The sequence below is a fragment of the Paraburkholderia sp. RL18-101-BIB-B genome (genome assembly GCF_046026985.1).
Taxonomy (GTDB): Bacteria; Pseudomonadota; Gammaproteobacteria; order Burkholderiales; family Burkholderiaceae; genus Paraburkholderia.
Genome location: NZ_JARESV010000009.1, coordinates 70,751 through 84,109, shown reverse-complemented (window position 1 = coordinate 84,109; position 13,359 = coordinate 70,751). Strand labels below are relative to the sequence as shown.

11 protein-coding genes are annotated in these 13,359 nt (G+C 64.0%); 5 read left to right on the top strand and 6 right to left on the bottom strand.

The genetic code is table 11. The features are described 5' to 3' along the window. The first annotated feature begins 31 nt into the window (after positions 1 to 31). Positions 32 to 610 carry a YceI family protein gene (locus P0D73_RS15970; RefSeq protein WP_408431982.1) on the top strand — a complete coding sequence of 193 codons (579 nt, stop codon included), beginning with the start codon at positions 32 to 34 and terminating at the stop codon, positions 608 to 610. 367 nt (positions 611 to 977) lie between these two features. Beyond that, positions 978 to 2,144, top strand: coding sequence for a DNA polymerase IV (dinB, locus tag P0D73_RS15965; protein WP_408431980.1), 1,167 nt, complete (start codon positions 978 to 980; stop codon positions 2,142 to 2,144). Here dinB and P0D73_RS15960 read toward each other — a convergent pair. The 6 genes from P0D73_RS15960 to P0D73_RS15935 all read right to left on the bottom strand — a co-directional run bounded on the left by P0D73_RS15960 (position 2,111) and on the right by P0D73_RS15935 (position 11,089). Then, a complete protein-coding gene (locus P0D73_RS15960; protein WP_408281736.1) occupies positions 2,111 to 3,568 on the bottom strand; it encodes a heavy metal sensor histidine kinase in 1,458 nt (485 codons plus the stop codon). The genes dinB and P0D73_RS15960 overlap by 34 nt on opposite strands. Beyond that, entirely contained in the window at positions 3,565 to 4,251 is a 687-nt protein-coding gene (locus tag P0D73_RS15955) for a heavy metal response regulator transcription factor (RefSeq protein ID WP_007176723.1), read from the bottom strand. The genes P0D73_RS15960 and P0D73_RS15955 overlap by 4 nt, the downstream gene beginning before the upstream one ends. Positions 4,252 to 4,352: 101 nt before the next feature. After that, a complete protein-coding gene (locus P0D73_RS15950) occupies positions 4,353 to 5,849 on the bottom strand; it encodes an efflux transporter outer membrane subunit (RefSeq protein WP_408431978.1) in 1,497 nt (498 codons plus the stop codon). After that, the gene (locus tag P0D73_RS15945; protein ID WP_408177098.1) at positions 5,846 to 7,069 is read right to left on the bottom strand and encodes an efflux RND transporter periplasmic adaptor subunit; all 1,224 of its coding nucleotides are present in this window, start codon (positions 7,067 to 7,069) and stop codon (positions 5,846 to 5,848) included. Before P0D73_RS15945 ends, P0D73_RS15950 begins: the two co-directional genes overlap by 4 nt. A gap of 22 nt (positions 7,070 to 7,091) precedes the next feature. Further along, positions 7,092 to 10,331 carry an efflux RND transporter permease subunit gene (locus P0D73_RS15940; protein WP_408431975.1) on the bottom strand — a complete coding sequence of 1,080 codons (3,240 nt, stop codon included), beginning with the start codon at positions 10,329 to 10,331 and terminating at the stop codon, positions 7,092 to 7,094. Between the two features lie 323 nt (positions 10,332 to 10,654). Next, the gene (locus P0D73_RS15935; RefSeq protein ID WP_408431973.1) at positions 10,655 to 11,089 is read right to left on the bottom strand and encodes a VOC family protein; all 435 of its coding nucleotides are present in this window, start codon (positions 11,087 to 11,089) and stop codon (positions 10,655 to 10,657) included. 145 nt (positions 11,090 to 11,234) lie between these two features. Here P0D73_RS15935 and P0D73_RS15930 point away from each other — a divergent pair, with 145 nt between their 5' ends. The 3 genes from P0D73_RS15930 to P0D73_RS15920 all read left to right on the top strand — a co-directional run bounded on the left by P0D73_RS15930 (position 11,235) and on the right by P0D73_RS15920 (position 13,343). Further along, positions 11,235 to 12,119 (top strand): LysR family transcriptional regulator, encoded by an 885-nt coding sequence (locus P0D73_RS15930; protein WP_408177095.1) that lies wholly within the window; start codon positions 11,235 to 11,237, stop codon positions 12,117 to 12,119. Between the two features lie 168 nt (positions 12,120 to 12,287). Further along, positions 12,288 to 12,926, top strand: a complete 639-nt coding sequence (locus P0D73_RS15925) for a LysE family translocator (RefSeq protein WP_408177094.1) — start codon at positions 12,288 to 12,290, stop codon at positions 12,924 to 12,926. A gap of 69 nt (positions 12,927 to 12,995) precedes the next feature. After that, positions 12,996 to 13,343, top strand: coding sequence for a hypothetical protein (locus P0D73_RS15920; protein ID WP_408431971.1), 348 nt, complete (start codon positions 12,996 to 12,998; stop codon positions 13,341 to 13,343). Positions 13,344 to 13,359: the final 16 nt, after the last annotated feature.

The window sequence follows — 13,359 nt, the reverse complement described above, 5'->3', positions numbered from 1 at the left end:
TCACAGCACTTTCTGAAACCTGGAGAACAACTTGAAGAAACAACTTTTGCTCGCCGCAGGCGCGCTGGCCACTGCACTGTCGTTCAACGCGATGGCAGCCGATACGTATCAGCTCGACCCGACGCACACCTACCCGAGCTTCGAAACCGATCACTTCGGCGGCCTGTCCATCTGGCGCGGCAAGTTCAAGAAGAGCAGCGGCACCGTGGTGCTGGATCGCGCGGCGAAGACCGGCACGGTCGACGTGACGATCGACATGAGCTCGGTGGATATCGGCAACGACAAGCTCGACGCGGAACTGGTCACGGACAAGTTCTTCGACGCCGCGAAGTACCCGACCGCGACCTACAAGGGCACGCAGATCCGCTTCGACGGCGACAAGCCGGTGGAAGTGATCGGCACGCTGACGATGCACGGCATCACCAAGCCCGTCAATCTGAGGATCGAATCGTTCAAGTGCATCATGAACCCGATGCTCAAGCGTGAAGTGTGCGGCACGGAATCGACCGCGACGTTCAATCGCGACGACTTCGGCGTCGACTTCGGCAAGACCTACGGCTTCAAGATGCAGACCACGCTGCACATCCAGACCGAAGGCATCAAGCAGTAATTGCCTGCCGCCCGGACTCCCGGGTTTGCATCAGGCGGTTGCGGCAACCAGTCCCTCGACTTCCGTTGCCGCAACCCGCTCCCCACTCTCCACGCCAGCCCGTTTTTTCCCTCAGCCGCTCACCGGCGAGCCGAACGTGTCTGCGCTTTCCGTGTAAGTCCCCGTCTGCCGATTCGATGTCACCGTGATGCCGGGCGTCGGCGCGTCTTTCACCACGCTCGTGCGGTTAGCGGAAACCAGCGTCGACGCATTGGTGGTTTCAACGGCCGTGTCCGGGGTGAGCTACCGCTTCTGAGCGGTCCTGACGGCGGCGGAGCAAGGTACTATTACGGTTTGACCGTCGTCGTCAGCCGTTTTTTGCCATCCCATGAGTTCTGCAAGCCGCCACATCGCGCACCTCGACATGGACGCGTTCTACGCGTCCGTCGAGCTTTTGCGCTATCCGGAACTACGAGGCCAGGCGGTGGTGATCGGCGGCGGCCGCAATGGCATACCGCAAACGCTCGAAGACGGCACCCGCCGCTTCGCGAAGCTGCGCGATTACGCGGGCCGCGGCGTGGTGACCACCTCCACTTACGAAGCGCGCGCGCTCGGCGTGTTCTCCGCCATGGGCATGATGAAGGCCGCCGTGCTCGCGCCGGATGCGATCCTGCTGCCCACCGACTTCGACTCCTATCGCCACTATTCGCGCCTGTTCAAGGCGGCGGTCGCCACGTTCACCGAGCGCATCGAAGATCGCGGCATCGACGAAATCTATATCGATCTGACCGAACTGCCGGGCGAGCCGCGCGAGATCGCCGCGCGCATCAAGCAGGCGGTCAATCAGGCCACCGGCCTCACCTGCTCCATTTGCGTGGCGCCGAACAAGCTGCTCGCGAAGATCGGCTCCGAACTCGACAAACCCGACGGCCTCACCATCCTCACGCCCGCTGACATTCCCTTGCGCGTCTGGCCGCTGCCGGTGCGCAAGGTCAATGGCATCGGACCGAAGGCCGCGGAGAAGCTGACCGCGCTCGGTCTCGCCACCGTCGGCGATCTGGCGGCGGCGGACGCGGGGCTCTTGCAGGACCACTTCGGGCGCAGCTACTCGGCGTGGCTCATGCAGGTCGCGCAAGGCCACGACGAGCGGCCGGTGGTCGTCGAATCGGAGCCCAAGTCGATGAGCCGCGAGACGACCTTCGAGCGCGATCTGCATCCACGGCACGACCGGCCCGCGCTATCGAGTTCATTTACCGGCTTGTGCGTGCGGGTGGCGGAAGATCTGGTGCGCAAGGGCTACGTGGGACGGACCGTGGGCATCAAATTGCGTTACGACGATTTCCGCACGGTCACGCGCGATCTGACGCTGGACGTGCCGACCGCCGACGCCGCCGAGATCCGGCGCGCGGCGACCGAATGCCTGCGCAGAGTGGAATTGAACCGCAAGCTGCGGCTCCTCGGCGTGCGCGTCAGCGCGTTGACGCCGGCCAACGCGCTGGCGCCGCCGCGACGTCTGCCGGTTCAGGCCGACTTGCCCTTCACCAGCGACGAATAACCGGTTCCCTCGGCCGCCGCACTCGTGTTCGAGCGCGCCGCCGGCACGCCGGCTTCGAGCGGCGAGACCGCCGCAACCGAGAACGCAAAGGTGTTGATGCCGTGCGCGCTTTGCGCCGACACGGTGCCGCTATGCATCTCCGCAATCGCTTTCACGATCGCCAGGCCCAGCCCGTGGTTTTCGCGGCTGTTCGTGCGCGAGACCTCAGCGCGATAGAAGCGGTCGAACAGATGTTCGAGCACGTCCGGCGCGATCGGCTCGCCGGGGTTGGCCACCGCGACGCGCACCTGATCCTGATCGCTCACGATCGTCACGCTGATCTCGGCGCCCGGCTCGCAGTGCTGGATCGCGTTCATCAACAGATTCGTGCAGGCGCGGCCGAACAGCGAGCGATTCACGCGCGCCATGGCGTCGCCGCGCAATTGCGCATGCACCCGCGCTTCTTCGAGCGGTATCTCCAGAAACTCCAGCGTATGCGCGACTTCCGCAGCCAGTGACACGTCGATGAGGCCCGTCGCGCGCTCACCCTGATCGGCGCGGGCGAGGAACAGCATGTCGTTGATGATCGCCCGCATGCGCTCGAATTCTTCGAGATTCGATTGCAACGTATGGCGCAGATCGTCGACCGAGCGATTGCGTGTCAACGCGACTTCCGTCTGGCCGATCAGAATCGTCACCGGCGTGCGCAGTTCGTGGGCCACGTCCGCATTGAACGATTCGAGGCGGCCATACGCGCCGTCAAGCCGCTCGAGCGCACCGTTGAAGGAGTTGGCCAGGTCGTTCAGTTCGAGCGGCAGCGAGGCGGTATTCAGACGCTGCGAGCGGTTGTTCGGGCTCACCGCGGAAGCGTCGCGCGTGAGGCGCGTGAGCGGCGCGAGGCCGAGCCGCGTGACCGAATAGCTGAGCAACAGGACGCCGAGGCTGCCCAGCGCCGACAACGCGGCAAGCGCGAAGCCGAACACGCGCATGGTGCGCACATTGGGCGAATAGCTCGCGGCCACCTGCAATTGCACCGCCGGACGCGCGCCGTAGGCTGGAATCGTGGCCGTGGAGGTCAGCATGTCCTGGCCGCCGCCGGCCGGCGTCACGCGCGCGTAGCCGCCCGCCCAGCTCGTGACCACCGAACCGTCGACCGGCGTGCCGTAATGGAAATACGGATCGGGGCTCGACACCGCATACACGGTGCTGCCGTCGTGTGGCGTCATGTCGGTGAGCTTTTCGCGCGCCATGCGCCATTTTTCCGGCGTCACGGCGTGATACACGATGATGCGCGCGATCTGCGTGCGGTCGTCGAGCGACTCGCGCAGATGGTGTTCGAGCTGCGTGCGCAGCACGAGAAAGAGCCCCGTGCCGACCAGCGTGAACACGAATAGCGCGACGAACGCGAACATCAACGCGAGGCGCCGGGCTATCGAGCGGTTCATGATTGCTCCGCCTCTTCCCGCACTTCGAGCACGTAACCCATGCCGCGCACGGTGTGCAGCAGTTTGGAGGGGAACGGGCCGTCGAGCTTGGCGCGCAATCGTTTGATCGCGGTCTCGACCACGTTCGTATGGCTGTCGAAATTGACGTCCCAGACCAGTTCGGTAATGGCCGTCTTCGACAGAATGTCGCCTTGCCGGCGCGCCAGCACGCTGAGCAACTGGAATTCTTTCGCGGTCAGGTCGAGCCGCACGCCGTCGCGGGTCGCGCGCCGGCCGATCAGATCGACGAACAGATCGCCGACGGAAATCAGCGTCGACTCCTGCGAGCGGGTGCGGCGCGCGAGAGCATGCAGCCGCTCGACCAGCTCGAGGAACGAAAAGGGTTTGGTGAGATAGTCGTCCGCGCCTTCGCGCAGGCCGCGCACGCGGTCGTTCACGTGATCGCGCGCGGTGAGCATGATGACCGGCGTGGACTTGCGCATACGCAGCGCCTTCAGCACGCTGAAGCCGTCGCGTTTGGGCAGCATCACGTCGAGAACGATCACGTCGTAATCGAATTCGGTGGCCAGATGCATGCCTTCCTCGCCGTCGAGCGCGACGTCGACGACCCAGCCCTGCTCTGTCAAACCGGAGCGCAGGTAGTCCACCACCTTGTGCTCGTCTTCAACAATCAGCAATTTCATGCGCGTCCCCTTGTATGTGCATTATACGAAACGCCTTGCAATCTTCTTGCGCACCGCCGCGTGCTCCTGTTGCCGCCCCTGTTGCTTCATGATCCGGTAGCTCACCGCGCGGGAGCCATCGCCTCCTTCGTGTCGTTCGGCTGCGCGCCCATGGGCGTATTCGGCATGTCCGTGCCGACGTCCCAGCCGCCGCCGAGCGCCTTCACGAGCGAGACCGACAGCGTCATCTGCTGGCCGTGAATCTGCACGTCCTGGCGCTCGCTGGTGAGCAGTTGCTGTTGCGCGGTGATCACGTCGAGGTAAGCGACGAGGCCGCCCGAATAGCGGTCGTTGGCGAGCGCCAGCAGATGCTGCGCGTCGGTGACGGCCTCGCTCGACTGCTTCGCCGCGCCGTCCAGCACGGAGAGTCCGGTGATGCCGTCCTGCACCTGCTGGAACGCGGTGAGCACGGTCTGGCGGTAGTTCGCCTCGGTGGCCTTGTAGCCTTCGCTCGCGAACTTCACGTTGGCCGCGCGGCGGCCGCCGTCGAACAACACCTGGCCGACCGCCGCGCCGAGCGTCCACATCAGCGTGGGCGCGCTCAACAGGCTGGCGAACTGTGTGCTTTCCCAACCGATGCTCGGCGCCAGCGTGAGGCTCGGGAAAAACGCCGCCTTGGCGACGCCGATCTGCGCATTCGCCGCAGCCATCGCGCGCTCCGCCGAGGCGACATCCGGCCGCCGCTGCAACACGTCGCTGGGCACGCCGAGCGGGATCGACGGCACTTTCGCATCGAGCACCTTCGGTTCGATCGCGAACTGCGGCGCGGGCACGCCGACCAGCGCGGCGATCGCATGCTCGAACTGCGCGCGCTGGTTCAGCAGCAGTTGCGCCTGCACGCGCGTCGAGTCGAGCAGCGATTTCTGCTGCAGCACGTCGAGCCCCGACACCGAACCGAGATCGTGTTCCGTGGTGACGTAGTCGAGCGCCTTCTGCTGCAGTTTCACCGACTGATTCAGCACGTCGATCTCGGCGTCGAGTTCGCGCAGCGAGAAATAGTCGGTGGCGAGATCGGTGGTCAGCACGAGCCGCGCGTTGGCGAGGTCGTCGGCCGACTGCTGCGCGGAAGCCGCCGCGCCTTCCACCTCACGACGTATCCGGCCGAATAGATCGGTGTCGTAGTTGATGGTGGGGCCGAGTTGCACATTGTTCTGCACCGTCGACGTCGTGGGCGTGCCGTAATTCGTCTGCGGACGGTTCTGCGAAATCCGGAAGCGCGACGCCTGCGCCGCGAAATCGACTTCGGGAATCTGCTGCGCGCGGTTGTTCGCGAGCGTCGCCCGCGCCTGCTCGTAATGCGCGCTGGCTGCCACCAGCGTCTGATTCTGCGCGAGCCCCTGCGTTTCCAGCGTGGCGAGCGTCGGATCGCTGAACGCGCTCCACCAGTCCGGCGAAATCGGCGCATGAGACGGTACGGCCACGCGCCAGTACGAATCGGTTTGCCAGGTGGGCGGCACTTCGGCCTGCGGCCGCTGATAGTCCGGCCCGACCGTGCACGCGGCCAGCAGCGCCGCGCCTGCCAGCGTCGTCAGTGCACGGCATGTGGCCACGTGCCTCACGACGCCCCCTTGCCGTTGGCCTGCGGCTGCTGGATCTGCACGTGATCGCCGTCCGCGATCGAATCGCTCGGGTTGATGATGATCTTGTCGCTGGCCTCGATGCCGCTTTCGATTTCGAGCGACTGGCCGAGATCCTGCGCAATCACGATCTTGTGCAACTGCACGTTGCCGTTCGCATCGACCACCGCAACCCGCGGGCCTTCAGCGCGAAACAGCAAGGCGTTGCCCGGCACCATCAATCGCGCGTGCGCAACCGCCGGCAGCGCGACCTGGACATACGCGCCGGGCCGCAGCTTGTCGTCCGGATTCGGCAGCGTCACTTCGACCTGCAGCGAACGGGTGGGCACGTCGATCGCGCCGGAAATATGCGTGATCGTGCCGTGGAATTGCTGGCCCGGCAGTTCGGCCTGCGTCACCACCACCTTCTGTCCCACCGACACGTTCTGCGCATACGCCTGCGGCAACTGCACATAGACGCGCAGCGGGTCCGACTGCGCGAGCGCGAAGAGCGCGCGGCTCGTGCCGCTGCCCGCGTCGATCAGGTCGCCGACATCCACATTGCGCTGCGTGACCACGCCCGCGAACGGCGCGACGATGCGCTTGAACGATTCGAGCTGCTGCAGGCGCTTGACGTTGGCGTCGGCGGCGGCGAGGTTGGCCACGTCTTGCGTGTACGTGCTCTGCCGTTCGTCGAGTTCCTGTTGCGAGACCGCATCGCGCTGACGCAGTTGCTGCCAACGGTCCAGCGAGCTCTTGGCAAGGCCGAGGCTCGAACTGGTTTGCTGGCGCTGCGCCAATGCCTGCGCGAGCTCCTGATCGATTTCCGGCGTGTCCAGATCGGCGAGCAGTTGACCCTGCTTCACACGCGTGCCGATATCCGCGTACCAGTGCAACAGATAACCGGTGGAGCGCGCGTAAATCGGCGATTCGACGTAGCCGCGCAGCGTACCCGGCAGCAAGGTATTGCCGCCGCCTTCGGTCTGCGTCGGACTCACCACGTTCACATACTGCGTGGCGTTCTGCTTGGTGGTCTCCGCCACCGAACGGTTTTGCATCATGTTCGCAACCACGGTGCGCAACGCCCCGACGGCGAGCAGTGCCAGCACGATCCACACGGCGATCTTGGCGCGTTTCCATTCGCGATGGCGCGGCGGCAAGGCGTGGCCGCCTTCGGTCTCTCGCGCCGGAATCGCTAGCGATGCATGAGTTTTTTCGGTCATCTCAGTCAGCCATCATTTAACTTTACGCGGGCTTGCCGGCGCCGCCGTGCCCGGGCGCGGGGCCGTCGTGGCCGTCGCCGTGGGAACCATTGTGGTTTACGTCGCCGTCGTCACCATCGTCGCGGTGACGGCGCGCAAGGCGGGAGTGAATCGCCGCGAACACCAGCGGCACGAAAAACAGCGTGGACACGGTGGCGAACAGCAAGCCGCCGATCACCGCGCGGCCGAGCGGCGCATTCTGCTCGGCGCCTTCGCCGAGACCGAGCGCCATCGGAATCATGCCGATGATCATCGCGAAGGCGGTCATCAGCACCGGCCTGATCCGGCTTGCACCGGCTTCGAGCGCGGCGGTCAACGGCGGTGCGCCGGCGGAAAGGCGCTGGCGCGCGAACGCCACCATCAGAATACTGTTGGCGGTGGCCACGCCCATGGTCATGATCGCGCCCGTCAACGCCGGCACACTCAGGTGCGTGCCGGTCAGAAACAGCATCCACACAATGCCCGCCAACGCCGCGGGCAACGCGCTGACGATGATCAGCGGATCGACCCACGACTGGAAATTCACCACGATCAACAGGTACACCAGCACGATCGCCATCGCCACGCCGATCCCAAGACCGAAGAACGAACTGCGCATGGTCTGCACCTGGCCGCGCACGGTAATCTGACTGCCGCGCGGCAGCGACGCACGCACGTTGTCCACCAGCTTGTCGACCTGATTCGCCACACTGCCCAGATCGCGCTTCTCGACGCTCACATACAGATCGATCACCGGCCTGATGTTGTAATGCGTGACTTCCGCGAACTGCGTCCGCGGCGTGACCCGCACCAGATTGCCGAGCAATTGCGTCGGGCCGGTGGTCGAGCCCGACACCGGTGTGCGCAATAGCTCATCGATCGAAGACACCTGATACTGCGGCGTCTGCACCGCCACGTTGTATTCCACGCCGTTGCGATTGTTGAACCAGAAACCCGGCGAGGTTTGCGAACTGCCCGACAACGAAATGAGCACGTTTTGCGCCACGTTGCTCGCGCTCAGATTGAGTTGCTGAAGCCGTGTGCGATCCATCTGAAGATTGATCGCCGGTTCATCCAGTTTCTGCTGGATGTGCGTGTCCACCGTGCCGGGAATCATGCGCACCTGTTTCAGCAGCTTGCGCGCAATGTCGAAGTTGCCCTCCTGATTCGCGCCGGAAATCTGCACGTCCACGGCAGCAGGCAGGCCGAAGTTGAGAATCTGCGTGACGATGTCGGCGGGCTGAAAGAAAAACTCGACGCCCGGAAAACGCTGCGGCAGGATCGCGCGCAGTTTGTCCATGTAGATCTGCGTGGGCTTGTGATCTTCATTGAGCGCCACCTGGATCTCGCCGTCAAGCGTACCGATCGTGCCCGCATTGCTGTACGAGAGATTGATGCCGCTATAGGGCAAACCGAGGTTGTCGAGAATCGTGCCGAGCTCTTTTTGCGGCACGACTTCGCGAATCACTTTTTCGACTTCGTCGGCGAGACGCGCGGTTTCCTCGATGCGGGTGCCGGTCGGCGCACGCATATGCAGGCGAATGTCGCCGGCGTCCACGCTCGGGAAGAAGTCTTCGCCGAGCGCGAAAATCAGGCCCATCGAGACGACGCAAAAGCCGAGGAACACGCTGCCGAACATGCCACGCCGCACCAGCAAGCTGCTGAGAATCATGATGTAGCCGGCGCGCATGCGCTCGAAACCACGATCGAAGCGGTGATAGAGGCGCATGAACAGATTCGGCTTCGCGCCCTGCTTCGGCTTGTGCGCGTGACCCATCAGCAGCATCGCGAGGGTCGGCACCAGCGTACGCGACAGAACGTACGAAGCCAGCATCGCGAACACCACGGCTTCGGCGAGCGGCACGAACAGATAACGCGCCACGCCGGTCAGGAAGAACATCGGCACGAACACGATACAGATACATAGCGTGGACACCAGCGCGGGAATCGCGATTTCGCCCGCGCCGTCGAGAATCGCATCGTGCAGATTCGTGCCCATATGCAGATGCCGTTCGATGTTCTCGATCGTCACCGTGGCATCGTCCACCAGAATCCCGACCGCCAGCGCGAGACCGCCGAGCGTCATGATATTGATGGTCTGTCCGAGCGCATGCAGCGCGATCAGCGAGGACAGGATCGACAGCGGAATCGAGATCGCGATGATGCAGGTGCTGCGCCAGTTGCCGAGGAACAGCAGAATCATCGCGGCGGTCAGCGCGGCGGCGACCAGCGCTTCGCGCACCACGCCCTGCACCGCCGCTTTCACGAACACCGACTGATCGAATAGCGCGGTGATCTTCAGATCCGGCGGTAAGGCGGCTTGCGCGTTCGGCAGCAGGCCGCGCAGCGTATTGACGATGGAAAGCGTCGACGCACTGCCGTTCTTGAGCACCGACATCAGCACGCCGCGATGGCCGTCCTGCCGCACGATATTGGTTTGCGGCGAGTAGCCGTCACGCACGTGCGCGACCTCGCGCAGATACGTCGTCGCACCGTTGAGCGTGCGCACCGGAATATCGTTGAGCCCTTCCAACGTGGCGGGCGAGCCGTTCATGTTGATCGTGTATTCCTTCGGTCCGATCTTCGCCGTGCCGGTCGGCAGAATCAGGTTTTGCGCGTTGAACGCGCTGACCACATCGGATGGCGTCAGCCCTTTGGCGAGCAACGCGCGCGTGTCCAGGTCGACCGAGATCAGCCGCGATTTACCGCCGTAGGGGTACGGCACGGCCGCGCCGGGAATCGTCACGAGCTGCGGACGCAGGAAGTTCAGCGCCGTGTCGTTGAGCGCCTGTTCGGAGAGCTTCGGGCTCGACAGGCCGAGCTGGATCACCGGAATACTGGAGGCCGAGTAGCTGATCACCAGCGGCGGCGTCGCGCCTGGCGGCATCTGCTTGACCTGCGCCTGTTCGACGGCCACCGTCTGCGCGATCGCGGTCTGGATGTTCGCATTCGGCTGCAGGAACACCTTCAGGATCGTGATGCCCGCGAGCGACTGCGATTCGATGTGCTCGATGTCGTTGACCGTGGTGGTCAGACTGCGCTCGTTCACCGACGTGATGCGGTTGGCCATGTCTTCGGCCGACAAGCCCGTGTAGGTCCAGATGATACTGACCACCGGAATATTGATCTCCGGCAGCACGTCGACCGGTGTGGTCAACAGCACGAATGGCGTCGCCAGCAAAATCAGAATGGCCATCACGATGAACGTGTATGGCCGTTTAAGCGCAACGTTGACGATCCACATGAAACGCGCCCGAATGAATGCAGGTAAGGGATGGGTGAATCAGCGCTTATGCTAGATCGGTAGCACCAACGCCTGCATGGCGCGAAAATGGCGGAATTGTCAGGAAGGCTAATGTAAGGAAAAACAGTGCTTGAACTGCGGGACGGTTTGCTGAAGAGCAAACGTTTGATGAGCGAAGATAGCCGAGGTTGAGGCGTCGGTTCAACGCGATGTCACGCGAGAGCATCACGAAACATCGCATCGATTGATTTGCGCGAAGCAAATACTTCACGCATATTGAAAGCTTAGTCGATCACGGCTGATTTGCCATGTCGCTGCCAGCGTTACTTCGCAAACAACGCCGACATATCCGCAAAGGCCTTGAATTCCAGCGCATTGCCCGACGGGTCGAGGAAGAACATGGTCGCCTGCTCGCCCACTTCGCCCTTGAAGCGCACGTGCGGCTCGATGATGAAGTCGATGCCGGCCGCCTGCAGCTTGTCCGCGGCGGCCTGCCATTGCGCCATCGAGAGCACCGCGCCGAAGTGACGGACCGGCACGGCGTCGCCGTCGACCTTGCTGGTGTGGCGGTGGCCAATTTCCTCGGGCGCGAGGTGCGCGACGATCTGATGACCGTAGAAATTGAAATCGACCCACGCGTCCGAGCTGCGTCCTTCCGGACAGCCTAGCAGGTCGCCGTAAAACTCGCGCGCGGCGGCAAGGCTATGAACAGGGAACGCCAGATGGAACGGCGGCAAGGCGGTAGCGGCAACGCTCATGATGGGGAAACTCGCTGATTGGAATTGGGTTGAACGTGCATGCGCCTTGAAGGCCACACGCGTGAGGCAAAGTTTAACCATGATTAAAAATGGTGAAAAACGATATATATTTGATCTCACCATCACCGAAATCGATCAATCGATCATGCTGAGCGAACTCAAGACTTTTATCGCCGTGAGTCAGTACGGCACGTTTTCCGGCGCGGGCGCGCGCATCGGTTTGACGCAATCCGCCGTGAGCGCCCAGATGCAGCGGCTCGAAGAGGAACTCGGCTTCGCGCTGTTCGACCGCACCGGCCGCTCCGCCACGCTCAACGACGCCGGCCGCGAAACGCTCGCGCTCGCCGAGGAAATGATGACGCTCTACGCGCGGCTCTCCGAACGTGGCGCGGTCGCGGCGGAAAGCGGCATGCTGCGGGTGGGTGCCATCGCGTCCGCGCAAGTGTCGTTTCTCGCCGACGCGCTCGCGCGCTTTCGCGACGACCGTCCCGGCTGGCGCATTCGCGTCGTGCCCGGTGTGTCGCTGGGCTTGCTGGGGCAAGTGGACTCCGGCGAACTGGATCTGGCCGTCGTCATCAAACCGCCCTTCGCGCTGCCGTCCGAACTCGAATGGCGCACGCTCGTCACCGAGCCGTTCGTGCTGCTCGTGCCCAAGGCGCTCGCGCGCGGCAAGGGCGAGGCGCGGTCCTGGCGCGAACTGCTGCGCAGCGAGCCGTTTATCCGCTACGACCGCACCTCGTTCGGCGGCAGGCTGGTCGACCGGTTTCTGCGGCGCTCGCGGCTGAACGTGCACGACGTGATCGAACTGGACGAATTGCAGGGGATCGTGCAACTGGTCGCACGCGGCATCGGCGTGGCGCTGCTTCCGAATAGCGCGGGACTCGGCAAGTGGCCAGCCGGGGTCGTCGCGCTCGAACTCGGCGAGGCGACGTTTCAGCGGGAGATCGGCCTCGTGCAGCGCCCGCGGCATAGCCGGCAGGCGGTGGCGGGTGCGCTCGCCGACTGCATCGGCGCGGCGGCGGGTGCGTGAGCCGGCAGGCGCCTGCGTGATTGTGCTGTTGCCGGAACAGTCAACTGTATCTGTGAGATTCGGCCTGCCGAGCGCAAAATCCCCGTTCGCGCGACGCTTCGTGACGTTCGCGCCTTTACCCCTGTGCGCACCCAGCCGCACACCTTGCCCGCCGCCGAGGTCCAGCCCATGATCGCCAGCACCTTCCTCACCGCCGATGTTTTGATCGCCTACAGCGCCTACTTCGTCGGTACGGCGAGCCCGGGGCCGAGCAATCTCGCGATCATGTCACTGGCGATGAGCTCGGGCCGCCGCTGCGCGTTGACCTTCGCGCTCGGCGTGGTATCGGGTTCGTTCTTCTGGGCGCTGCTGGCGTCGCTGGGTTTGTCGGCGGTACTCGCCACTTATTCGGACTGTCTGGTGGCGATCAAGATCGCCGGCGGCCTGTATCTGCTGTGGCTCGGCTTCAAATCGGCACGCTCCGCGTTTCGTCCCAAGGCGCTGCCCACGGGCACCGCGCGCGAGGACGAATCGCTCAAGCGCCTCTATCTGCGCGGCCTGCTGCTGCATCTCACCAATCCGAAAGCGATTCTGGTCTGGCTGTCGATCGTCTCGCTGGCCATGTCGCCGGCCGGCGGCGCCTCGCACACCACGCCGGTGGTGCTCGGCTGCATGTGCATCGGCGTATCGGTGTTCAGCAGCTACGCGGTGCTGTTTTCGACCGCTTCGGCACGGCGCATCTACTCGGCGATCCGCCGCTGGCTCGACGGATCCCTCGCAATCATGTTCGGCATTGCCGGCATCAAGCTGCTGACTTCGAAAACCTGAGCGCGCCTGGAAACGCCCGCCGCTCTGCGATACTGTCGCCGTGACGATTGAAGCGGATAGACGAACACGATGAGCGGCAGCAACGAAGTGAACCCGGCAGCGCAACGCTCGCCGTGGCAGAAACGGCTCTATCTGGCGGGCGTCGCGGCGCTGGTGACCGGTGTGATTCTGGCCGTGATCATCTATGCGACCACGCCGCCGCCGGACAGCGCCGTCTCCCTGTACAGCATCGCCGATCCGCGCTATCAGATCGAATTGCAGCGTATCGGCGGCAATGCGGCGGTGCTGATGGCGCAGCTTCATCAGTGGTTCGACGGACTGTGGCACGGCACGGCGCTCGCTTATACGGTGGCCGTGCTCGGTGCGGTCATCGCGGGCGCATGCTTCTTCATCGGCTATTTCTTCGCAGACGAATAAGCGCAACGCCAAAAGC

What these genes read in the sequence shown, in the direction of transcription:
- P0D73_RS15955 (WP_007176723.1), bottom strand. Translation starts at nt 4,251, where the DNA reads ATGAAATTGCTGATTGTTGAAGACGAGCACAAGGTGGTGGACTACCTG.
- P0D73_RS15930 (WP_408177095.1), top strand. Translation starts at nt 11,235, where the DNA reads ATGCTGAGCGAACTCAAGACTTTTATCGCCGTGAGTCAGTACGGCACG.
- dinB (WP_408431980.1), top strand. Translation starts at nt 978, where the DNA reads ATGAGTTCTGCAAGCCGCCACATCGCGCACCTCGACATGGACGCGTTC.
- P0D73_RS15960 (WP_408281736.1), bottom strand. Translation starts at nt 3,568, where the DNA reads ATGAACCGCTCGATAGCCCGGCGCCTCGCGTTGATGTTCGCGTTCGTC.
- P0D73_RS15945 (WP_408177098.1), bottom strand. Translation starts at nt 7,069, where the DNA reads ATGACCGAAAAAACTCATGCATCGCTAGCGATTCCGGCGCGAGAGACC.
- P0D73_RS15925 (WP_408177094.1), top strand. Translation starts at nt 12,288, where the DNA reads ATGATCGCCAGCACCTTCCTCACCGCCGATGTTTTGATCGCCTACAGC.
- P0D73_RS15920 (WP_408431971.1), top strand. Translation starts at nt 12,996, where the DNA reads ATGAGCGGCAGCAACGAAGTGAACCCGGCAGCGCAACGCTCGCCGTGG.
- P0D73_RS15935 (WP_408431973.1), bottom strand. Translation starts at nt 11,089, where the DNA reads ATGAGCGTTGCCGCTACCGCCTTGCCGCCGTTCCATCTGGCGTTCCCT.
- P0D73_RS15940 (WP_408431975.1), bottom strand. Translation starts at nt 10,331, where the DNA reads ATGTGGATCGTCAACGTTGCGCTTAAACGGCCATACACGTTCATCGTG.